At 48.8% G+C, this 23,052-nt stretch carries 19 protein-coding genes; 13 read left to right on the top strand and 6 right to left on the bottom strand.

Features of this window, described 5'->3' with window-relative positions:
- Nucleotides 1-14 precede the first annotated feature (14 nt).
- From G499_RS0109560 to hemC, 4 genes are all read left to right on the top strand, one after another.
- On the top strand, nucleotides 15-1,139 hold the full coding sequence (locus G499_RS0109560; RefSeq protein ID WP_081413735.1) for a tetratricopeptide repeat protein: 1,125 nt from the start codon (nucleotides 15-17) through the stop codon (nucleotides 1,137-1,139).
- On the top strand, nucleotides 1,136-1,564 hold the full coding sequence (locus G499_RS0109555) for a tetratricopeptide repeat protein (protein WP_026999756.1): 429 nt from the start codon (nucleotides 1,136-1,138) through the stop codon (nucleotides 1,562-1,564). The genes G499_RS0109560 and G499_RS0109555 overlap by 4 nt, the downstream gene beginning before the upstream one ends.
- 24 nt (nucleotides 1,565-1,588) lie before the next feature.
- Nucleotides 1,589-2,725, top strand: a complete 1,137-nt coding sequence (locus G499_RS0109550; RefSeq protein WP_026999755.1) for a DNA polymerase III subunit — start codon at nucleotides 1,589-1,591, stop codon at nucleotides 2,723-2,725.
- Between the two features lie 127 nt (nucleotides 2,726-2,852).
- Nucleotides 2,853-3,779, top strand: a complete 927-nt coding sequence (gene hemC / locus G499_RS0109545; RefSeq protein WP_026999754.1) for a hydroxymethylbilane synthase — start codon at nucleotides 2,853-2,855, stop codon at nucleotides 3,777-3,779.
- Between the two features lie 156 nt (nucleotides 3,780-3,935).
- Here hemC and G499_RS0109540 read toward each other — a convergent pair whose 3' ends face one another.
- The 3 genes from G499_RS0109540 to G499_RS0109530 form a co-directional block, all read right to left on the bottom strand.
- Nucleotides 3,936-4,136: a hypothetical protein gene (locus G499_RS0109540; RefSeq protein WP_026999753.1), complete on the bottom strand. Its 201-nt coding sequence runs from the start codon at nucleotides 4,134-4,136 to the stop codon at nucleotides 3,936-3,938.
- Between the two features lie 189 nt (nucleotides 4,137-4,325).
- Nucleotides 4,326-4,853, bottom strand: coding sequence for a hypothetical protein (locus G499_RS0109535; RefSeq protein WP_026999752.1), 528 nt, complete (start codon nucleotides 4,851-4,853; stop codon nucleotides 4,326-4,328).
- A 21-nt stretch (nucleotides 4,854-4,874) separates the two neighbouring features.
- Nucleotides 4,875-6,707: an ABC transporter ATP-binding protein gene (locus G499_RS0109530; protein ID WP_026999751.1), complete on the bottom strand. Its 1,833-nt coding sequence runs from the start codon at nucleotides 6,705-6,707 to the stop codon at nucleotides 4,875-4,877.
- 227 nt (nucleotides 6,708-6,934) lie between these two features.
- Here G499_RS0109530 and G499_RS0109520 point away from each other — a divergent pair, with 227 nt between their 5' ends.
- The 5 genes from G499_RS0109520 (at nucleotide 6,935) to G499_RS0109495 (ending at nucleotide 12,314) form a co-directional block, all read left to right on the top strand.
- Complete coding sequence (locus G499_RS0109520; RefSeq protein ID WP_026999750.1) at nucleotides 6,935-7,678, top strand: YebC/PmpR family DNA-binding transcriptional regulator; 744 nt, start codon at nucleotides 6,935-6,937, stop codon at nucleotides 7,676-7,678.
- Between the two features lie 51 nt (nucleotides 7,679-7,729).
- The gene (locus G499_RS0109515) at nucleotides 7,730-9,619 is read left to right on the top strand and encodes a glycoside hydrolase family 5 protein (RefSeq protein ID WP_026999749.1); all 1,890 of its coding nucleotides are present in this window, start codon (nucleotides 7,730-7,732) and stop codon (nucleotides 9,617-9,619) included.
- A gap of 348 nt (nucleotides 9,620-9,967) precedes the next feature.
- A complete protein-coding gene (locus G499_RS0109505; RefSeq protein ID WP_026999747.1) occupies nucleotides 9,968-10,693 on the top strand; it encodes an RluA family pseudouridine synthase in 726 nt (241 codons plus the stop codon).
- A 116-nt stretch (nucleotides 10,694-10,809) separates the two neighbouring features.
- Nucleotides 10,810-11,772: an AAA family ATPase gene (locus G499_RS0109500; protein ID WP_026999746.1), complete on the top strand. Its 963-nt coding sequence runs from the start codon at nucleotides 10,810-10,812 to the stop codon at nucleotides 11,770-11,772.
- A gap of 32 nt (nucleotides 11,773-11,804) precedes the next feature.
- A complete protein-coding gene (locus G499_RS0109495) occupies nucleotides 11,805-12,314 on the top strand; it encodes a PaaI family thioesterase (RefSeq protein WP_026999745.1) in 510 nt (169 codons plus the stop codon).
- A gap of 19 nt (nucleotides 12,315-12,333) precedes the next feature.
- Here G499_RS0109495 and G499_RS22315 read toward each other — a convergent pair whose 3' ends face one another.
- A complete protein-coding gene (locus G499_RS22315; protein ID WP_342663930.1) occupies nucleotides 12,334-12,489 on the bottom strand; it encodes a hypothetical protein in 156 nt (51 codons plus the stop codon).
- Here G499_RS22315 and G499_RS22310 point away from each other — a divergent pair.
- Nucleotides 12,412-12,591: a hypothetical protein gene (locus G499_RS22310; protein ID WP_245576725.1), complete on the top strand. Its 180-nt coding sequence runs from the start codon at nucleotides 12,412-12,414 to the stop codon at nucleotides 12,589-12,591. The two genes, G499_RS22315 and G499_RS22310, sit on opposite strands and share 78 nt — an antisense overlap.
- Nucleotides 12,592-12,969: 378 nt before the next feature.
- Here the strand turns inward: G499_RS22310 and G499_RS0109480 are convergent, their stop codons facing one another.
- On the bottom strand, nucleotides 12,970-14,166 hold the full coding sequence (locus tag G499_RS0109480; RefSeq protein WP_035727100.1) for a PQQ-dependent sugar dehydrogenase: 1,197 nt from the start codon (nucleotides 14,164-14,166) through the stop codon (nucleotides 12,970-12,972).
- 207 nt (nucleotides 14,167-14,373) lie between these two features.
- On the opposite strand from G499_RS0109480, the gene prmA reads away from it, so the two are divergent.
- The 3 genes from prmA (at nucleotide 14,374) to G499_RS0109465 (ending at nucleotide 22,284) form a co-directional block, all read left to right on the top strand.
- Nucleotides 14,374-15,210: a 50S ribosomal protein L11 methyltransferase gene (prmA, locus tag G499_RS0109475; RefSeq protein WP_026999743.1), complete on the top strand. Its 837-nt coding sequence runs from the start codon at nucleotides 14,374-14,376 to the stop codon at nucleotides 15,208-15,210.
- Between the two features lie 73 nt (nucleotides 15,211-15,283).
- On the top strand, nucleotides 15,284-20,764 hold the full coding sequence (locus G499_RS0109470) for a hypothetical protein (RefSeq protein ID WP_161627726.1): 5,481 nt from the start codon (nucleotides 15,284-15,286) through the stop codon (nucleotides 20,762-20,764).
- A 194-nt stretch (nucleotides 20,765-20,958) separates the two neighbouring features.
- Entirely contained in the window at nucleotides 20,959-22,284 is a 1,326-nt protein-coding gene (locus G499_RS0109465; RefSeq protein WP_026999741.1) for an AIM24 family protein, read from the top strand.
- 104 nt (nucleotides 22,285-22,388) lie between these two features.
- Here G499_RS0109465 and G499_RS0109455 read toward each other — a convergent pair whose 3' ends face one another.
- On the bottom strand, nucleotides 22,389-22,796 hold the full coding sequence (locus tag G499_RS0109455) for a hypothetical protein (RefSeq protein WP_026999740.1): 408 nt from the start codon (nucleotides 22,794-22,796) through the stop codon (nucleotides 22,389-22,391).
- Nucleotides 22,797-23,052: the final 256 nt, after the last annotated feature.

The raw sequence follows: 23,052 nt of genomic DNA, 5'->3' as shown, positions 1-23,052 counted from the left end.
ATTTACTGATTTTTATGAGTAGAAAATTAACATATTTGTTTTTACAAACATTTATCCTCCCTTGTAGTCTTTGGCTCGCTGCACCACGCGCCTTGGCGCAAATGGATACAGCTTATTTTGAGTTAGGCGCTTATTATTTGCAAAATGAAAACTGGGACGAGGCCATCGCCGCCTTGGATACAGCCATCCTAGTCAATCCCAATTACCTAGAGGCCTACCTCTATCGGGGTTATGCCAAGCGCAAGGCCGAGCTATACCAAGGCTCGTTATATGACTTTGACAAAGTACTGCAAGCCGAACCCCAAAACGCGCAAGCTTATAATGAGCGGGGCTTGAGCCGAGCTTTTTTAAGTAACCTCGACGGTGCGGTACAAGACTTCACCACTGCCATCCGTTTTGCCCCAAGTTTTGTAGAAGCCTACCGACACTTGGCCTCTCTCTACGAAGGTGTTCAAGAAGCACAAAAAGCTGTAGACGTGCTTGAGAAGTTGAAAAAGAGCGTCCCCCAATACGAAGAAGTTTACCCCGAACTGGCCGATTTGCATATGCGCCAAGGCGACACCCTGTCTGCTATCAAACAATATGAGGCCTGGGCCAATCTCAACCCCCAAGAAGCGCTCAGCGCCTTGGCTTGGCTATATATGATTCAACAAAAAACAGCAAAAAGCTACGCAGAGATTGAAAAACTCAAAGCCAAAGACCCGCTTTTTGCCTTTATACAAATGGCCTATCTCAAAGCTTTTCAACAGGATACAGCGGGCTATGAAGCAGCTTTTGCAGAAGCCATCAAACTAGACCCAGCCAACGCCTACCGCGAAAAAGCGTATTTTCACTCCCGCAGACAGGAATCACGCCAAACTTTTGCGGCGCTGGACGCGCTTTTGGCCAATGAGCCCAAAAATGCAGAAAACTATTACCTCCGTGCTACGTATTTTATAAATGTTGAAAACTATGACCGCGCCCTCCAAGATCTGACCCAAGCCATCAAATTAGACCCCAAGAATGAAAACTATTACTACCGCCGTGGGAATGTTTTTAAAGATAAAGGGTCGATGAAAGATGCTTGTGATGACTGGAAAAAGGCGCAGAGTCTAGGCTTCAAAGAAGTCGAATATGTCATCAGCCTTTTTTGCAAATGAAAAGACTAGGGGTACTGATTGTTCAGGGTTTGCTGTTGGGCTATTGGAGCGGCTCGGCGCTGCTTCAGGCGCAACCCGAAGCCCAACTACTAGCCGAAGCACGCGCAGCGCGCCAAAACGGCGAGTTTCAGCAAGCTATCGCGCTATATAGCCAAGTTCTGAACAACAACCCCCGCCTTGGGGATGCTTATGCAGAGCGCGGCTTCAGCCAGGCGCGCCTGAAGCAATACCAAGATGCGCTTTATGACTATGCTGACGCGCTACAATACGGCGGTCTCACTCACGAAGACCTTGTATGGTATAACCAAGGCTGGGCTTTTTTTAATCTTGGCGATAAGCCTCGCGCCTGTGAAAGCTGGCAAAAGGCGCTGACACTCGGTTATCAGCCCGCCCAAGAGGCGCTACAAAAGCATTGCCAACCCTAACCTCCAAATTCAGTTCTGCCGCTTATGCGTTTCTCAGATATTGTCGGGCTCGATACCGTCAAAGAACAACTTTTGCAAGCCTATCACCGTGGGCAAATCGCACATGCACAGCTTTTCTATGGACAAGAAGGGGGTGCCGCCCTACCCATTGCTTGGGCCTATGCCTCGCTGTTGTTGTGCCAACAACCTGATGCTACTGGGGCTTGCGGGGTCTGTCCGTCATGTGTCAAATCTGGCAAGCTGATTCACCCTGACTTGCACTTTGTCTTCCCAACTGCCAACACGGCAAACGTCAGCAAGGCGACCTCCCTCGACTTTTTGGCTGAGTGGCGGAGCGCTCTGCTCGATACCCCTTATCTAGATCTCAGCCAATGGCTACACTTGATAGAAGCTGACAACAAACAGGCCTCTATCGCAGTAGAAGAAAGCAGGAGGCTGGTCAACTCCCTAGCACTCAAACCTTTTGAGGCCAACTACAAAGTACTGCTGATGTGGCTGCCCGAGTGGATGAACCTCAACGCGGCCAATGCCATACTCAAGATTTTAGAAGAGCCCCCTTCTCGTACAATCTTCTTGTTGGTCAGTTACCAACCCGATAAGCTGCTGGCTACCATCCGCTCGCGGGTACAGGCACTGCAAATTCCGGCCTTCAGCGATGAAGAATTACGCCAAAACCTGCTTGCCCATTATCCCATAGACGAAGCCCGTGCGCAAGCCATCGGCTACTTAGCCGACGGCAGTATGAGTGAAGCCCACCGCCTGCTACAATCAGAAGCCATGGAGCACCTGCCTTTTTTTAGAGATTGGATGCGCGCCTGTTATAAGTCAGACGTATTGGAGATGCTTTCTTTTATGGAAGTGTTTGGGAAAATGGGGAAAGAAACACAAAAAAACCTGATTCGTTATGGTATGGGAGCCTGCCGCGACGCACTGCTCTCAGGGCAAGCCCTAGGCAGCTTGGTACGGCTCGAAGGTGAGGCTGTACAGTTTATCCAAGGACTGGGAAAGGTGATGCATCTCGAAAACACCCCCGGTATTTATGAAGCCCTCAATACCGCATACGGCCACCTAGAGCGCAATGCGAATGGCAAAATATTGTTCTTAAACCTATCGATACAGCTGGCGCGATTGCTCAAACAAACCGGCAGCTACGCCCAATAACTTGGCTGCGCTTCGGCAAAGCCTACCGTGCAAAGCCTTAACAATACTTAAAGATTGACAAAAGGCTTGCATTTTTTTGAAAAAATTTTGTTTTTGTAAAAATTCCACCAAAGTACTATTTGTGCCCATGACCATACGTATCGGTACGAGAGGAAGCAAACTTGCCCTTTGGCAAGCCAAACATATTGCAGCATTGCTTAAAAAGGGCGGTATCGCTTCTGAAATCATTACCATTGAAACCAAAGGAGATAAAATTCTCGATAAATCTTTGTCCAAAATCGGCAGCAAAGGGCTGTTTACGGCAGAGCTAGAAGAGCAACTTTTAGAAAAAAAGATTGATATCGCCGTACATAGTGCCAAAGACGTGCAGTCGAGCTTGGGCAAGGGCTTGGCCTTGATTGCCTTTGACGAACGCGAAAAACCACACGATGTGGTCATTAGCTATAATACGGACACCCGTATGGCTGATTTTGACCGTTCGTTTGTGGTAGGTACGTCTTCTACCCGCCGCTCGGCGATGCTCAAACACTACTACCCCAATGTGCGCTCAGCCGAAGCTCGTGGCAACCTCCAAACCCGCATGAAAAAGCTTGAAGAGGGCTACTATGATGCGCTTATCTTGGCCTATGCAGGCGTACACCGAATGAATTATGGAGAGTATATCGTCGAAGAGCTTCCCTTGAATATTTTTACCCCTGCTGTGGGGCAAGGCGCCATTGCGATAGAAGCCTCTACCAAGCTAGATAGCAAAAAATACGAGCAAATCAGACAGTTGGTCAATCACCCTCAAACAGAGGCCTGCCTCAAGGCCGAACGCAGCCTGTTGCGCAAACTAGAAGGCGGCTGTAGTGTGCCGATTTTTGGCTATGCCACGCTCCAAAAAGACCAAGTAACGTTAGAGGCCGGTATCATCAGCCTTGATGGTACGCAAATCTTGCGCCGAAGCCTCAGCGGAGCCGCTGCCGATGCCGAAAAAATAGGCCAAACACTCGCAGAAGAACTCTTGGCTGATGGCGGCAAGAAGATGTTGGAGGAAATCAGGAAAGCGTTATAAAAACTAAAAATGATGCCGCCCTACAATCGTCTGTGAGGACGCAGGCGGAATCAAGAACGCATGATGGGGACTAGCTGCATCAATTTTTCCTCTAAAAGAACACTTTTAGCCGCCTATGAAAGCACAGGCGGCTAAAAGCTGCGCTGACAGTATCCCTTACACTGATGAAATTTCCTGCTCCAACAAACGCTCTTGCAGTGCCACCACTACGCGCAGTTCTCGGAGTTCTTTCTGAACATTTTTCCTGATAAGGAGCGTTGTAACAATACCCTGTACAAAGTAAGCACTTACAAACATCCCCATCCAGAAAGCAGAAATATACTTGGCAAACTCCGGCAACAGTAGCAAAAAGCCCATCGTGTAGGCGCAATTGGAGGTATTTTTTCTCTTTGGCCATCGTTTCCGTGGCTGAGGCAGCCATACTTTTTTGGGCGGCCTTGCTGCAGGCTGTATGCTTCCAATACAACTATCAGTCAAATAATTGTGGCAAATAGGGAGAGGCTATGGTTAGTGGGCACAGCAAGCACTACGGTTGTTGGTTGTTCCTTATTCTATGGCTGTATCGGCTTTGGGCAGACTGCGGAAACGCAATGAGGGAAATATCATCCAACCCAGCAAGAAGACCAACAATACAATCCAGAAGGGGTGGTATGCCTCTACTGTGCCAATCAGTGTGCGGTGAATAAACCAGACTCTGATGACCATTGTCAACAGCCATAGGTTGGCAAATATGCCTAGCGCGGCCAACCATCCTACCCATATTGATCGTGTTTCAATCAGATTTTCTTCGTTGGCGTGCCAAAAGTCGGCCTTTGCTACCGGCAAGGCCTGAATAGGATAACGGCGCAACAATTGGATAGCTGTAGCAATCAGCGCATTAAAGAGTACTACAAAAAGACTCAGGCCATAAAAGAACCAAGAACGGTCTATTTTTGCGCCGGGCAGCCCCTGATTGTCCAAAAACAGAATGATCATAGAGCTGATGCCCTCGCCCATATCATAATAGGCAAAGCTCAGGACAACTAGGAAAATGGCAACAGTGATATTTTTGAGAACAATAAGTACTTTATCCATAGTGGTGGGCTTCGGTGTGGGTTATAGTGTTTGCATGTGTTTGAACTTACGGTAGACCCCATCCTGATTACGCAGGAGCGACTCGTGCGTTCCGCGCTCAATGATTTCGCCTTGGCGCAATACCAAGATTTCGTCTGCGTTTTGGATGGTGCTGAGGCGGTGTGCGATGACCAAGGAGGTGCGGTTTTGCATCAGGTTATCGAGCGCCTCTTGTACGAGTTTTTCGGAGCCTGCATCGAGCGCCGAGGTTGCTTCATCCAGAATCAGTATAGGCGGGTTTTTCAAGATTGCCCGTGCGATGGTGATGCGTTGTCGTTGGCCTCCGGAGAGCTTTACGCCTCGGTCGCCGATGACCGTTTGGTAGCCTTGCTCAGCATGGAGAATAAACTCGTGGGCATTGGCTATTTGTGCGGCGCGTTCTACCTCTTCGCGGGTGGCGTGGGGGCTGCCAAAGGCAATGTTGTTGTAGATGGTATCGTGAAAGAGGATTGCGTCTTGGGTAACAATGCCTAGGTTTTGCATAATTGTTTCCCACTGCAAGTCGCGGATATCGTGCCCATCGATACGAATCGCGCCAGACTGTACGTCGTAGAAGCGCGGGATAAGGTCGGCGATTGTAGACTTGCCGCTGCCTGTTTCGCCTACAAGGGCTACTGTTTTGCCCTTAGGGATACTAAAGCTGATATCTTTGAGCACCCAATTGTCTTCGTAGCGGAAAGAGACGTTTTCAAACGTGATTCCCTCTTCAAAGGCCTTGAGCGGGGTGGCCTCGGGCTTGTCGGTGATGGCCAGAGGCGTATCTAATACAGCAAAGATACGGTCGCCGGCGGCAATACCTTTCTGCACCACACTGAAGGCGCTGGTCAAGCTTTTGGCAGGCTGCATAATCTGCCAGAAGAGAGTGATGTATGCTACAAACTGGCTGGCTTTCAGCTCCGACTGGTCGCTGAGTACCAAGCTGCCACCATAGAGCAAGATACCGGCCACGATAGTAGTGCCGAGCACTTCTGACAAAGGTGAGGCCGCCTCACGTGTGCGGGCAAGGGAGCGCATTGTGCGGGAGTAGGCTTGGTTTTGGGCTTCAAACACCCCTCGGATATAAGGCCCTGCATTAAAGGCTTTGATGACGCGCAGCCCACCAATGGTTTCATCCAAGATACTGCCCATATTGCCCAAAATCTGCTGGGTATAGTCGGCCTTGCGCTTGAGCTTGTTGATGACATAGGCCACCAATAAGCTCGACAAAGGGATAAATACCAAGGTAAATAAGGTCAGCTTTACAGAAATGACAAACAAGCCGATGAAAAACAAGATGATTTTGAGTGGATCTTTGAAAATCATCCGGAGGGTGTTCATCGCCATTGCTTCCACCTCTACGGCATCTGTAGTCATACGAGCCATGATGTCTCCTTTTCGCTGATCGGAAAAGTAGCCCAAGTGTAGTTGGGTAATTTTGGTAAAAAAATCGCGGCGCAAGTTCTCCACCACCTGCACCCGCATATACTCCATCACCCGAATAGAGAAATAGAGGCAAATATTAGACAAAATCATTGCCAGAATGAATATACCACAAACGAACTGTAAGGTGCTGAAAGCACCGTAGGTACGGATGTAATGATAAAAGTAGTAGTAAAATACGTCGATGACATAGCGTGGCGAAAACGAAGCCTCTGGAAAGGGCGCTGCTGTTTGGGCTGCCACGGAGGTATCACTAAACAAGACATCTAGCAAGGGTACCAATAGACCGAAGTTGGCCAAAGAAAATACGGAATATAGGAGCGAAAACAAAAAATACGGGATAATGTATCGATTGAGCGGCTTGCCGTAAGAGAGTATACGAAAGAATGTTTTCATTGGAGGCTTGTCCTAGTATAGTCAAAAACAGGTACAAAGGTAGCTGTTTTTTGGGAATGGCTATATGAGCACAGGGCAAAAATGTTGAGGTATTTCACGCAGCCGTGGCGGCGCAAAAGGTAGCCTGCAATTGTTTGCATAGGGTATAATTGCTACCTTTGTACTTTTTAGGCTGTAAGCCTTCGTATTATAGCTATTTTTGATAACCAAATATACCATCATTTGTTATGGCAGGACATAGTAAATGGGCCAATATCAAACACCGCAAAGGAGCCGCTGATGCCAAACGCGGTAAGTTGTTTACCAAGCTCATCAAAGAAATCAGCGTGGCTGCACGCACCGGCGGCGGCGACCCAGAGTCGAACCCGCGCCTGCGATTGGCCATCCAAAACGCCAAAGGAGCCAACGTACCCAAGGACAACATCGAACGCGCCATCAACAAAGCTACCGGCAACGACTCTACCGACTATACCGAGGTAAGCTACGAAGGATATGGCTCTAACGGAGTGGCTGTTTTTGTAGAAGCCATGACAGACAACCCGACCCGTACTGTACAGAACGTACGCTCTACTTTCCGCAAATACAACGGCAGCCTCGGCACTAACGGCTCCCTCGAATTTATATTTCAACGCAAGGGAGTGTTTACCATTCAGGCTCCTGAAGGTATAGATACCGATGAGTTTACCCTTACACTCATCGATGTGGGAGCTGAAGACGTAGAGTTTCAAGACAATACCTTCTTGGTAACCTGCGCGATGGAAGACTTTGGGCGCGTACAAAAAGGGCTTGAAGAGCAAAAAATAGAAGCCGAAAACGCCGAGTTGCAACGCATTCCGGTCTCTATGGTCAGCCTTGATGATGAAGCCATCAAAGAGGTACTCAAGCTTATCAGCGTACTCGAAGACGACGACGACGTGCAGAAGGTCTATCACAATCTCGACATCCAAGAGCATCAATACGAGTGGTTGTAGCTCCGCCCAACCACCGCACCTTTTTCACTGTCTAGCGCCCTTACACTGTATATGATTCAAATCAAAGCCCAACAATTTGTCGATGAGCACGACCGGAGCTTGTTTTTTCGCGGCATTTCGGTAGGCGGCAACGCCTTGCTTCCTCACACCCCGAGGGTTCGCTCCGAAATACCTGACAACTTCTACGACCGCAAGCGTGTCAGCTACCTCAATACCCCTTTCCCGCTGGAAGAGGCCGACCAACACTTCAAACGACTCTCGCAGTGGGGTTTTAATTTGGTACGCTTGCTGGTGCCTTGGGAGGCCATAGAGCCTATTGCTCCAGAGCAATACGATGAAGCCTACCTCGATCATATCCGCAGCTTGGCCGGTAAAGCCATCCAACACGGACTTTGGGTTTTGATTTGTCCTTATCAAGAGGCTTGGAGCCGCTTTTCGGGTGGCGCAGGCGCACCCGCTTGGACTTTTGAGCTGGCCGGCCTGGACGTACAGCAGTTTGCCAAGGCCGGCGCAGCCACCCTACACCACGAGTCGCCCAACGACTATCAACAAGCCTACACGTTGAGCAACTACCCTAAGTTGGCTGCCGCTACGATGTTTACGCTCTTTTTTGCGGGAAATGATTTTGCGCCCCAGACACTCGTCCACAACCAAATACCTATCCAAGAATACTTACAACAGCGCTATATCGCTGCTTATAGTGCCTTGGCGCAGCGTTTGGTTACTTGTGCCAATGTGATTGGCTATGAAGTCATGCACAACCCCAGCGCAGGATGGATAGGCTGGGAAAACCTCCACAGCAATCAGTTTTTGCTGCGCAAAGGCCCTTCGCCCACCCCCTTTCAGTCGATGATGTTGGGCTTGGGTAACCCTTGCGAGGTCGAAAACTGGGAGTTTGGGCGCTTTGGCCCTGCCCAAAAAGGCAAGGTACAGCTCAACCCTACGGGGGTAAAGGCTTGGCTCAATGGCTTCCGCTGTATTTGGAAAACCCACGATGTATGGGAGTCTGACGGTATCGGTACTTCGCGCCTGCTCAAGCCTCACTACTTTACCGAAATCAACGAGCGCCGCGTGAACTTTGCAGAAGACTACCTGCTGCCATTCATCAACCGCTTTGCCGAGGGCATCCGCCAACAACACTCCGAGGCGCTGATTTTCAGCGCTCCTCCCCTCGACGAAGAACACCCACAGTTCAACTCCGAAGACGCACAGCAGATTGTCAATAGTGTGGTTTGGCGCGAAGCAATGCCTCATTTTGCCGGAATGCATAGCGCCTGGCTCGACTATGACCTGCGCCGCCACCGTACGGTATGGGGCAAACAAAAGATTGAGCGCACAAAGGAAGAACACCTGCAAGCCCTCAAACAACAAAGCATCGACCTACTCGGTGGAGTGCCTACGTTCATCAGCCAAGTGGGTATCCCCTTTAATCTCAACGACGGAAGGGCACTCAAAACACAAAACTACCAAACACATACCAAGGCTACTGACCAGATACTCAGCAGGCTGGAGAAAAACCTATTGCTCCATTACTGCTATTGGAACTACACCCCCACCAATACCCACGAACAGGGCGACGGCCTCAATACCGAAGACTGCTCCATCTTTAGCCGTACCGAATACCAAGACGATGAAGACCCCTACAGCGGCGGACGCTCGCTCAAAGCGATTTTGCGACCCTACCCTATGGCCGTTTCGGGCATTGCCGACAGGCTTTTCTTCGACTACCGAAAGCACATCTTCGAGTTTGAGTTTACACACTACCCCGAAATGGGCAATGGCTGTACGGAGCTGTTTATCCCTCGTTATCAATTCCCCCAAGGCTACAAAGTAGAAGTCTCGGACGGGTATTTTGAGATGGATGAGGCCAATCAATGCCTCCGCTATTATCACAGCCGAGACCGTGAGCAACACCTTATCCGTATTAGTAAGGTCTCATAGATGCTAACACTACTACTTTAATGTTTGATATTTTACTACCCTAGACACTGCCAAAAATAGCCCGAAGCCATCGCTTCGGGGCAACACGAGGTCTTATTTTGGTATAAAATGAATGCTTTGACCTCCGTTTTAGCCCTGCTTTCTGAAGAGGATTTACAGGATTTGATTTTCTTGATTCTCCAGGACTCTCAGCGCGCACATTTCCCCAACCAGTTTGGGTTGAGTATATCTCATAAGCTGTTGATATCTCAAGCGCTACCCGATGGGCTCACCCCCATTGCTAAAGTATTCAAAAACTTATAGGCTTCTATATTGCCCATCTTTTTATTTCCACCCACACAGACGGTCATGAAACTCCCTTTCCAAGTCATTTACGAAGACAATCACCTTCTCATCGTCAGCAAGCCATCTGGTCTTTTGGTTCAGGGCGACCATACCAAAGACCGTACCCTGCTCGACCACGCCAAAGTATACATCAAGGAAAAATATGACAAACCCGGCGAGGTTTTTATGGGCTTGGTACACCGTCTCGACCGGCCTGTCAGTGGACTGGTAGTGTTGGCGCGTACCTCCAAAGGACTAGAACGGATGACAGAGCTTTTCCGCAAACGCGAAATCCAAAAAACTTACTGGGCGATTGTCAAGCGTAAGCCTCCCAAAAAACAAGACAAGCTGACACACTGGCTGCTCAAAGACGAAAGCCGCAACTACGTAACGGCCTATGATTATCCACACCCCGAGGCACAAAAGGCTGAGCTGACCTACCGCACGCTGGGCTACCTAAACGACCACTACCTCTTGGAGATAAGCCCCCTCACAGGCCGCCCACACCAAATTCGGGTGCAGTTGGCCAGTATGGGCTGCCCTATCAAAGGTGATACAAAGTATGGCTTCCCTCGTGCTAACGAAGACCAGAGCATTCACCTACACGCCCGCCGCCTGTATTTTGTACATCCGGTACGCAAAGAGCCCATCATCTGTGTAGGACCATTACCCGAAACAGACTTTTGGGAGCAGTTTCTGACCCTCGATGATTTTGAGGTGAAAGACAAGTTTTTGGATAATTTGTACTAAAGCTTATGCTCCAATCCTATTTATCCTTATATTGAAGTGGGTTTGGATAGGCTGCAATAACAGCTCCGAACCCCTTCATTCAACAACTCCATCAAGGTTAGTAGCTTCTTCTTCCTATGTTTGAAAACCGCCTAGACCTATCTGAGCTGCACCAAGCACTCAACCGCGTCAAAGAAGATATAGGCCAAACCCTCGTTGGCCAACACACTATGGTCGACTTGCTACTTACGGCGCTTTTGGCCAATGGGCACGTCCTGATTGAAGGCCTGCCGGGCGTAGCCAAAACACTGACAGCAAAGCTTCTGTCTTCTGTTATCGCCGCTAAATTCTCGCGTATCCAGTTTACCCCTGACTTGATGCCTTCGGACGTATTGGGTACTTCGGTATTCAACCCCCAAACGACACAGTTTGAGTTTCGACAAGGGGCCATTTTTGCCAATATGGTCTTGATTGATGAAATCAACCGCGCTCCGGCCAAGACCCAATCGGCACTTTTTGAAGTAATGGAAGAGCGCCAAATTACGATGGACGGTAAGACCTACCCCATGGATACACCTTTTATGGTATTGGCCACCCAAAACCCTATCGAGCAAGAAGGGACTTACCGCCTACCAGAAGCCCAACTCGACCGCTTTTTGTTCAAAATCACGGTCGGCTACCCCTCTTTCAGCGAAGAAATCGAAATCCTAAACCGCCTACACCAACGCCCTCAGAACAGCCCTCCGGCGCTAAGCCCTGTGCTTGACCCTACATCCCTGACACGCTACCGGCAGTATATCCAACAAATTCACGTTCAGGAGGATTTTTTGCGCTATATCGCGCAGATTGTTCACCAAACACGCCACCATCCCGCGCTCTATCTGGGGGCATCGCCCCGCGCCTCTCTAGCGATTTTGGCCGGTGCCAAAGCCTATGCGGCTGTCCAAGGACGTGATTTTATCACCCCCGATGATGTCAAATTTATCAGCCCACATGTACTCGTCCACCGCCTAGTGCTTACCCCCGAAAAAGAAATGGAAGGGCTGGCCCTACAGCAGGTCATCAACCAAATTCTACAAAGTGTAGAAGTTCCTAGGTAAATCACTCCAACTCAAAAACTGCGCAAATCCTTATGCAAAACCCTGATACAGACTACATTCAAGACTTTATGGACGGCAACATCTGCTTTGGTTGTGGTAAGGACAACCCCCAAGGGCTGCAAATCAAAAGCCATTGGGAAGGGGATGCCTGTGTCTGCCTGTGGGATGCCCACGACCCTAAGTATCAAGGTTGGAAGGGCTTGATGAATGGGGGGATTTTGGCAACCCTTATCGACTGCCATACCATGGGGACAGCTATGGCACACGCCTACCGCAGCGAAGGCCGCCCCTACGACAGCGCCCCAGTGTATATGTATGCCACAGGAACTATGACGGTGAAGTACTTACAACCCACCCCCATTGATGTTCCCATCAGGTTGGAGGCTCGGGTGTTGGAAGTAAAAGGACGCAAAACGATCATCGCCTGCGAAGCTTGGGCTGAAGGCATTCAAACAGCCAGCGCCGAGGTAGTGGCTATTCGGGTAGTAGACAGCAGTCAAGCACACGGCAGCAAGCCCGGGTTTAGCACCTACCGCTCCTAAAGTTCTGTGGTGCTCGACACTAGGTTATGAAGTTGATTTTATCAATCTCTCTCATCAGTCTGTCGGTTTCGGTTAGTGCTACGATGATTTTTTGATAGTGCAAAATATCCTCAAACTCCAATTGGCGGTCTTTCCGGTCTTTGAGCCATTTTTGAGCCGGTTGGTAGCCCCCGATATAAAACTCCTAGGCTACTTGAGGCACATGGTCGAAGTATTGGGTATCGTTGATATAGACCCCACTTTCCGCACCCTGTTTTTCAAGATTAGGTACTATTAAGTAAATTAGCATTTTTCAGTGCTCAATTATAATAAAACCTGTTTTTTAAAAAACACTCATCTACAGGATTTTATTTGAAAAACACAATTAAAAATCAATTTAATCTATTTTTATCTTAATTCCGTAATCTGAAATTAAGGGGTGCGGAAAGTGGGTTGTAATATCAGTATCGGAATATAAAGCTATCAGAATGCAAGTAAATACACCTTAGATATTTTGGAGAAGTAAGCCTTAGACTGCTTTTCTGCCTACATCTAAAAACCCACAGCCTGTAACTGTGGGTTATGTTTGATAGCGATTATTCCAAGAAATTGATTTTCCTAAAAGTCATTGATAGCCACGGAAATCAGCACGTCTTGGATGTACTGAGAGGCTGCATTAGCCTTTGTAGGTAATGCGGTAAATAACATCAGCATAGTCATCAGACACGAGCATCGAGCCATCGGGCAGAAGCTGAACATCGACCGGTCGGCCCCATACCTCCTGAGAGTCATTGTCGAGCCACCCATCGATAAAAGGTTTGTAGCTCACCACTTTGTCGCCCTCCAGCTCAGCAATGCAGAGACGGTAGCCAATCTTCTTATTGCGGTTCCAAGAGCCGTGCTCGGCAAAAATCAACTGATTTTTGTAAGATTTGGGGAACATATTGCCGGTATAAAACCGGATACCCAGTGGAGCCACGTGAGGGCCTAGCTTTTGGGCGGGTGCGGTAAACTCCTCACACTTACGTTTGCTGCCAAACTCAGGGTCGGGCAGGTCGCCCCCGTGGCAGTAGGGGTAGCCAAAGTGCATTCCAGCCTTGGGGGCGTGGTTGAGTTCACAAGGCGGGATGTCGTCGCCCAGCATATCACGTCCATTATCCGTAAACCACATTTCTTTATTTTCGGGATGCCAAGTGAAGCCCACTGTATTGCGCACCCCCGAAGCAAACACTTCTACATTATTGCCATCAGGATCCATACGGGTAATGGAAGCATAAAAAGGGTTATCGAGGCGCTCGCAGATGTTGCAGGGCGCTCCCACAGGGACATAGAGCTTGCCATCGGGGCCAAAGGCGATAAATTTCCAGCCGTGGTGCTTGTCGGTGGGGTATTGGTCATACACTACTACCGGCGTAGGGGGGTTATCGAGGCGGTTTTCGATATCATCAAAACGCAAAATACGGTTTACTTCAGCCACATAGAGGCTGCCGTCTTTGAAGGCCACCCCATTGGGCATATTGAGGCCGGAGGCGATGACATAGACCTTGTCGGCACGGTAGTCTTGGTTGGTGTCTACAAGGGCATACACCTTGTCTTTGCGTCGGTTGCCGACAAAAAGCGTTCCCTTGGGGCTGAGCGCCATCGAGCGAGCCTCTTCGATGCCTTCGGCATAGATGCTGATTTCAAACCCTTCGGGCAGGCGTAGTTTGGAGAGCGGCAACTTTTCGGTATCAGCCTGAGCCATACCGGCGCTGGTAGTGTCTTGTGTGTTGCTGTTATTGTTGTTAGGCTGTGATCCACAGGCATTAAGCAAAAAAATACCTCCCAGCAACAGCAAGCAGCCGGCTAATTTTTTGTAAAACAATTGTAACATAGACAGAGGGGCTAGGGTAAAGAGAAAGAAGTACAGACCTTAAAACTGCCTAAAGCCTCCGTTTGTTAGAAGCCCGGGAGCCTAAAAAGAAGCGCTTTTGGGTCAATTACATCGAAAGTTAGCAAAAAACCTAGACATTTGTAGCCCCATCCTCCATCCCTTCTACGCTATACTCCCAAACACATTCACCCCTAAACAATCAATGCCGTGGAATACACCGCCGTTTATGTTACTGCTCCGGCAGATTTTGTAGAAATCTTGATGGCCGAATTGGCCGAACTAGGCTTCGAGACCTTTGTAGAAACCGAGCAAGGGCTAGAGGCATACATTGTGAGCGATTTGTTTGATGCTTCGGCCTTGGCACTGCTCCAAGAAACCTATACCGAGCAAGCCACTTGGCAATACCGGTATGAGACCATTGCCCAACAAAACTGGAACGAAGACTGGGAAAAACACTACGAACCCATCACTGTCGGCACACAGTGTCGTGTGAGGGCCTCTTTTCACGCTCCAGACCCTAGCTTTGCCTACGAACTGCTGATTAACCCAAAAATGTCGTTTGGGACGGGGCATCACGAAACCACTGCCTTGATGCTTGAGCACCAACTTGCGCTTGACCATTCGCAAAAATCTGTACTGGATGCGGGCAGTGGTACGGGTATTTTGGCAATTATGGCAATGAAATTGCGGGCTACTTGGGTAGAAGCCTATGATATAGAAGAATGGGCTGCCGAAAACGCACGCGAAAACGCACAACTCAATGATTGTGAGGCTATTCAGATTTACCAAGGCACCATAGAGACCCTCTCCCTGCGTGGTGGTTATGATATCTTGCTAGCCAATATCAACCGCAATGTACTCTTGGCAGAAATTCCGGCCTATGTGCGCCTATTACGCCCGGGCGCTACGGTATTGCTGAGCGGGTTTTATGTAGAAGACGAGGCGCTCATCAGCGAAGCGATGCAAGCCCAAGGTTGGAAGCCCGTCAGTATCAAAGAAAAAAACCGCTGGGTAGCCGTACGCTACGAACCCGCCACTCGTTAGCTTACAGGCTGCTTAGGCGTTTGAATACAAACTGTCCTGAACTTACACTACTCAACTGCTTAAAAAAATACTTATGGCTATGTTTTCAAAAACTCGTTTATGGATGCTTTTGTGGGGCATCTGCGGCAGCCTCCTGCTGACTGTAGCGCCGCTGCAAGCGCAACGCTATACGAAAACCGCTCCTGATAGCACCGAAAAATTCATTGCCCTTGTAGGTCAACTGATGGTCAAATACAATGCCACAGATGGTGCCGCCCTGTCGGAGCGGTTTGGGCAGGTATGGAGCGGTATGGGACAGCCCGCACAACAAAAAGTCATCCAGATTTCTAATGAGTTGTTGCAAAAACAGTGTGATTTCAACAGTGCATACAAACATTTTTATGCAGCCCTAATCGAAGGCACCGAGCAGTCTATTCTCAACAGCTCTCAGTTGGGTAATCTGCTCGATGCTTGTTTGTCGATGTTGCAGACCAATATCAATACCAAGACAACAGAGGAGTTTTTTGTACAACTCTACCACTTCTACGCCCACCAAGCGCTCTATTACAGCTCCTACAACAAGGTCTACCTTGCGCAAGGCTCTTACAATATTCGCTACGAAGATGAGCCCATACTGCAGGTAAGCCGGGTAGACCTAGCCTTGGTGTCGCCTTTCGACTCTAGCTTTGTCTCCAGTACTTCTGGCGATTACAAAATGCTCAGTCATAACTTTATCGGCAATGGAGGAAGCTTCGACTGGGCCAACCTCTATGTCAGTACCAAGCATAAAAACGAAGAGGGCAAAACACAAGTTGGCTTCAAACGCGAGTACCCCAACCTTTCGACAGGGCAGATTACCTGCTCCTTGGGAGATTTTGTGCTGGAAGCCGGAAAAGCCGCTATCCACAGCAAAGACGCACAACTCAGCAATGGAAGCTATTTTAGCGGGGGGATTACAGGCAGCTTTGACTTTATCTCCAAAGACCGCAAAAAAGAGTATGTATACCGAAATATCAAAGTAGACGGTAAAACCAAACGGGTGATTATAGATACCCTTACGGTGGCTGATTATCCCAAGTTTCAGTCAGACGAAGATGTCCGCATCACTGGCCTAGGAGAATATGTAAGCTACCAAGGGGGCTTTGCCCTACAGGGTATCAAAGGTGTGGGTGCACGTGAGCGCGGCCTCTCGACACTTTACGCAGAGCGTGGCGGCGAGCCACTCTTCAATGTGCGAGGGCGCGAGTTTATCTTCGAGCAAACACGCGTAACTGCCAAAAACACAAAGTTCTCCATCTACTTTTATGGTGGGGCAGACTCGGTGTTCCATACATCGGTAGACTTGGTATACCATATCGATAAGTCGCGCATAGAGCTGATACGCAACAAGAACAGTGTCTTTCAAGAAACTCCCTTTATCAATACCGACCATAAGTTTTTGATGGATGTAGACCTGCTCAGCTATGATATGACCAATGATAGCCTCAATTTTTTCTTGACTACCCTCACCGATAGCTTGCTGCCCGTAACTTTTGAGTCTTTTGATTTCTATGACCCAGATGTATACACCTATGCCTCTAGTATTTATGATTTCAACCCTTACAAGATTTTTCATAATTATGCCCGCAAACTCATCAGAGAGGGGATTTCCTATAGTATGTACGACCCCTTCTATCTGGAGGAGATGGCCGAAGACTACAAACAGGACCCCAATGTCCTTTTGGGTGTGGCAACAGACTTGCGCCTGAAAGGCGCACTAGAGATAGAAGAAGACGAATACCAGCGTTGGAATCCCAAAACCGAAACGGACGAATGGACCAAAAGGCACAAAATCACCCTCGGTTACAAACTGGTGCATTATGTAGATGCGGATAAGTTTTATTATACCGCCAAAGATGTCAATGCCCAAAATGTAGTAGGAGACATCAATGGTCGCCCTACTTACCAACCACAGCTGGGCTTCCAGACCCCGGGCGAACGCGATATTTATTATAACTATGACTATGACGACCTACGCATCCAGTCGCGGGTACGTGTGGGCAATCAGGCTGTTTATGACAGCCTCGGCAACGAGTCCGTAACCATCAATTGGATTCCCAATGCCAGTATGATTCTGGGCGGGAGCAACTTGTTGGTGCGGGGGGTCAAAGAATTCCCCATCAGCCACGAGCTGGGGGTTTATCTCGTGCCGGCCAACAACGAAGTACAGATATTCTCAAACCGAACCATTTTTATGGAGGCAGGCGAAGCCAAAATCGGCGATATGCGCTTCAGAGGAAGGATGTTTACCTTCAACTACGAGGAGTTTGTATTGGATATGCCCGAAATTGAAGACATCCTCTTCATTATGCGCGACAGCACCGGCAACATCATCCCGGCTACAGACGAAAACGGCAACATCGTATACAACCCCGTTACCAGACAGCCTGAGCCGCAGTACTTCGGTTCCGAAATAGTTTATGACGAAGCCGGAACGATGCAAATCAACCTGCCCACCAACAAATCGGGGCTGAAACAAGGGGAAAGCGACCAAATGCCCGGAGAGTTTTTTGCCACCTATCCCAAGCTCAACATCCCCGGAGGTGGCTTTATGAACTTTGCGCTAGAAACACGCCAAGATGGCGCTTATGACTCTACCCGGGTGAAATTCATTATGCCCGAAGTAAAACTAGACAGCCTCTACATCAAGGAACCACGCTTCCCCGGAATTATGAGCTGTAATATTTTTCCGCCCTTCAAAGAAACGTTGGTTGGCTTGCCCGGCACTGGCGGCCAAATGGGCTTTACACACCACCCACCCCCCGAGGGCTATGACCTCTACCCCGAGCGTGGTTACGTAAAAGAATGGATTGCCACCCACGACCTAGGCATTCCTCAAGATATGATTCAAAACTCGCCGGGAAGGGTCGAAGAACTACATCAAGACATTCTGAGCAAATACCCGGAAGAAAGCCGCGTCGAGGGCGCACATATTCGCTTCAACGAACCTATTGTGATGAACAAAGAAGGGATGTTCTCTTCCGGCCTGATTACTTTCCTCAGTACCAAGGTCGAGAATACCATCGGCAAACGATACCTCTTTTTGCCCAAATATGTATACGCTGATGAGGTAGAGTTTAAGGTAGACCGAGCCGAAAAAATAGGCTCCAAAAAGGCCTCTTTCCCGATGGCCATAGGCGAACGAGCCAAAATGGCTTGGGCTGTGCTCGATGACAGTCTGATGATTGACAATCGAGAATATATCGATGGTTTCTTGGGCGAAGACCGCTACGAAATCGAATACTCTAGCCGCTTGTTTGAAGTCTATGGCAATGATGGTGCCGACAACTTTGAGATGATGACACTCTATGGCACGCTGATTGTCAAATCTACCGGCTTGTATGGCTATGGTAGTGCCGTAAGAAGTGATTTTGAGATGATTGCGATGGGAATGGATCCTTATATGTTGGGAATAGATAGCCTAGTAGGAACACAACTCGAATTTAAGGTCAATTCTGCCAAACGAGACCCCCGTAGTACCGACCAATCGTTTTATGTCAATAATCCCGAACTACTCAAAGGCAACTTTGTAGACCTCAATATGAGTCTACGCCAAGGATTTGCTTACTCACAGCCTTCGGAAGAGGTTCGCAATATCAACTATCTGGCCTTTAGCTTCCCTTATGCCAAGTTCCAAACCAATATCCAAGAAGCCCGCTGGAATACAGCCACCAATATGATTGATATGCAGGGCGATAGCACCTCTATCTTTGCCTCTACCAAGTATGGCGGCGAATCGTATGACGGGCGTGATGTCCGATTCAATGGCTCCGAAGCACACTACAACACCCAAGAACGACGACTTATCATCGAAGGGGTTCCCTATATCACCTCTGCCGATGCGCGTATCCTCCCCGATTCGGGCAGGGTGGTCGTAAGAGGAGAGGCCGATATCGAAACCCTACGCAATGCCAAGCTCGTCATTGATACCCTTAACCAATACCACAACCTCTTTGATGGGCGTATCAAAATCAACTCCCGAATTGATTTCGAAGGCAATGCTACCTATGCCTTCAACAACAAGGTAGACAGTACTATCTACAACATCAAGTTCGATGACTTCCGACTCTTAGACGCAGCCCAGGTACAGGCCGAGAAAAAACAGTTTGAAAACGTACTCACCCTCAACGATACCGAAACCGATGACAAGAAAGGGAGAAAAAAACAGGCTTTCTTAGACGGAAAAGCCGCATTTGAACAAGAAAAAGAAGACAAGAAGTCGACCAAAGAGCGGGAAAAAGACAACAAGAAAAACCCCGACGGCTCGGATGATCCAGTAGATCCTGATGACCCTGATGCTGTTCCTGATGATGAAATCTCTGGAAACTATACCTCCTTTGCAGCCCTAGACGGCAAAAGACGCATCACCGTTTCGCAGGGTTATGTCAGCGAAGAAGCCCCCATCTATATCACTACCGGGATTCTCTATTATGGCAAGGTGTATATGTTTGCCAATGACAAAAACTTGGCGCTCGATGGGTACATCAAAATGGACTTGAAGAGTGGAGCCGGATTTAATAGCTGGATTCCTTACAAACGTAGCTCTGGCGACACCCAGCTGCCATTCCGTGAGAAAACCCCAGCCGCCGGCCAAATCTTAACTGCCGGCTTGCATTTCAATGCTGCCAATGAGCTATACAGTACCTTCATCTCGCCAATGGAATCTAACTCCGATAGGGATGTCTTCTTGGCTAGCGGAGAATTGACAGCCAACCCCAACACCGGTATTTTCCAGCTGGCTCCGGTGAGCTACCGCGCCCGACTGAGCTATGTAGGCAGTGAACTGCTCTTCAATGACATTACCGGTGAACTGATTATGGAAGGGCCATTCCGCCTCCTAGATTCTATTCACTCCCCGCACCTCCAGACTGTGGGCGTATGCAAATACAATCCCGAAAAGGAAACCTACCAATTCGATAGCTTCATCGCCCTAAAAGCCCCTGTTCCTCCTACTTCTGTGAGTAAGATGGTAGAAGAGGTATTGTTACAAAAGCCCGAAAACCCTTACAATATCGAAGAAGCCGGTACTATGACACATAACTTGGCCGAAATCGCCGGCGACCGAGAGATGAAGCGCTACTTTGCCGAGAAAAAACGCCGCCCAGTACAGCCAATGGAAATGTTGCCCAGCCTGATTTCACCTCTCAACATCAGCGGAGTACAGCTACACTGGAACGACGAGTTCCGTACTTTCTATAGCAAAGGAAACTTTATGCTCTTCAGTGTGGGCAACAAAATCGTCAACACCCCCGTAACGGGTGCAGTCGAAATCCGAAAAGGGTCTGGTAGCAGCGACGGCTTCTCGGTATATGTCGAAATATCTGCCAACTCTTGGTACTTCTTCGAGATGGACAACAACGTGCTCTTTGCGGTCTCTTCTAATGAGGCCTTCAACAAAGACATTGATGCGCGACAAACCAAGAAAGCCAAAGACGGGCAGTTTTCGCTACAGCCTGCCGGAAGCGACCGAAAAGATGCATTTATGAGCAAGTTCCGTGCGCTGTACTCAGGCGAAAGCGGAGATGACGGATTTTAAGTCCAAAGCAGTTTTGATTGGGTATACGCCCGCAAACTGGCATCCGCCCCCCACAAATTGCCCCAAGGTTGCAGCTTAGCAGCCTTGGGGCAATGTCTTTTCAGCAGCTATAGATAGTAGATGAGGGCACATTTTTGCGAAAGCCCTCCCATTGATGTGCAAATTCGACGAAAAATGACGTACTTGCTATTCTGATGAGCCAAACCTCTCTCACATATCGAGTCATTGATGAGTATTTCAAGCAGATTCTTGAAATCAAACTCGAACCCGGCCGCGCCCTTCAGGGCGATGCCCGAGCTTTATTGTACCTCGATGAAGAGGTGGCCATCCAAACACAAGCCATTAGGCTCTCAGATTATATGCCCAAACAAGCTCCGCCCCCACCGCCGCCAGAGGCGGTTTTTGAGGAGGAGGACGATGACGACGACTGGAGCGATGCCCCCGCACCCAAGGAAGAAGAAGACGATTATAATCCCCCATTGATTGAAAAAGCCTTCTGGGCGCTCAAAAGCTGGGTGCGTGGACGAAAGATAGAGTTTGAGTCAGAAGACACACTCCCACCAGACCTACCCCCTTGGGAGGATGAGGAAGACGACATATTGGAGGAAGAGGAGGATATCCCGCCGCCATCACAGCCCCCCCCACCTACAGAAAAGCCGTATTTTTATCTCACACGCTTTCAAAACAACAGCGAGTACCTGCGGACAGTGGCCTTTGTTGCTCCACGAATGGGTAGGATTGTCCGTATTGACCTCGAAGAGCTACACGAGCAAACCCTGCTTTTTCAGCGCGGAGCCTTTCTTTGCGCCTCGGCAGAGGCGGTCTTGAGTCATTATGATGACCTCGATGTCGCGCTCAACGCCTACGACAAACACGGGTTTGTGCTCGAAAAACTACAAGGCCAAGGCACTGCCTTTGTATATGGCAATGGCGTAATGGTCGAAAAGCTGCTCAACGATGATGTCATCGAAGTCAATTTGGCCAATGTGATTGCCTATGAGCCTTCTATCAGTATGGACTTGAGCCGTGCGCGCCGCCTGACGACTCTCTATGGCCAAGCTCAAACCATTTTAGTGCCTATGGCCGGAACGGGCAGCATTTGGCTGCAAACTTCGCATTTGCATCAGTTTGCCCAAGACCTTACCCCTTACTTCCCCGTAGCCCAAGACCTCATGGCTCCCATTATGGAGCGGGTAGAAGCTTCTCTGCAAGATTTAGGCGGCGTACAGACCGAAACCGTAGAGCGCAGCAGTGCAGCGCCCCCGCCTCCACCGCCAGTGTTCGCACAGATGCCACTCGAAGAAAAGAACGCCTATGCAGCGGATGACGATGACCTTAGCGATTACTTGGCCGATGAGCCCGTAGCAATGGCATCGCCTCCCAATAACCCCCCCGAATTTGACCCTAGCGCCTTCGGAAAAGATGATTTTGATTCTGATAGCTTTGATGAAGATGATTTTGGCGATGATGATGACGACGACGATTTTGAGGCCAACCTACGCGAGATGATGGGCGGCTAGGCTAAGACTCATACGCAAAGGTCTGCACAAAGGCCTCGTGGTCATAGTCAGTGATTATCCAAGTACGGGTAACATTTGCATCCATACTGTAGTAGTCTTCATTTTTAAGCAAGCAACCAAGTTTTGGCTTTGTCTAGACTGCTAAAAAAGTGTGTATCTCCGGCAGCGGCATTGGTGTCTTGGGTAAATTGCTCGATAGCCAAGCCGGCAATAAATTCTTCGGGCATCAAAAAAGCGTGTTTGCGATAATATCTGCTAGCAGCTAGCTCCTTGGTAATGTGCTCAATTGTCCACTCTTGCAGTTCAGGAGTCATTGGCAAGCGGAAATGACGCGTATCCGTCAGGGCAAACGCCACCTGATGTTCGAGCATCAAGCCTTTCCAAGTTAGGAGAATTTGTTTGAACGTCTCCGAGTCGAGCCTCTCGCTATCTCCCGACCAAGTGTCTACCAACAAGTTTTGAGACAAATCTTGTTGTATCAATACAAAACTATCCTCATATAAGGTTTCCATATACAATTATGTTAGGGTGTAATATTATGTTAGGGTGTAATATGCTAATCCTAACATATGCGTCAAAGTTAGGTATTGGTTATAGGTAAAGTAAGGTTTTTTTAAGAAAACACTTTGGCACAAATGCTTTGCAATAAGTTTACAAACCCTGCCCCTAAAGCAATTTTTCAGGATTTAAGCCCCTAATTCACCTCGGAGGGGAGAGAATCTCTATACCCAATCCTAGGTTATTAAATCTTTTCTCACGCCACTAGAC

Origin of the sequence: Eisenibacter elegans DSM 3317, from assembly GCF_000430505.1 — a bacterium.
Lineage (GTDB): Bacteria > Bacteroidota > Bacteroidia > Cytophagales > Microscillaceae > Eisenibacter > Eisenibacter elegans.
Note: the sequence above shows the minus strand (reverse complement) of the source record. Positions and strands in the feature narration are given on the sequence as shown.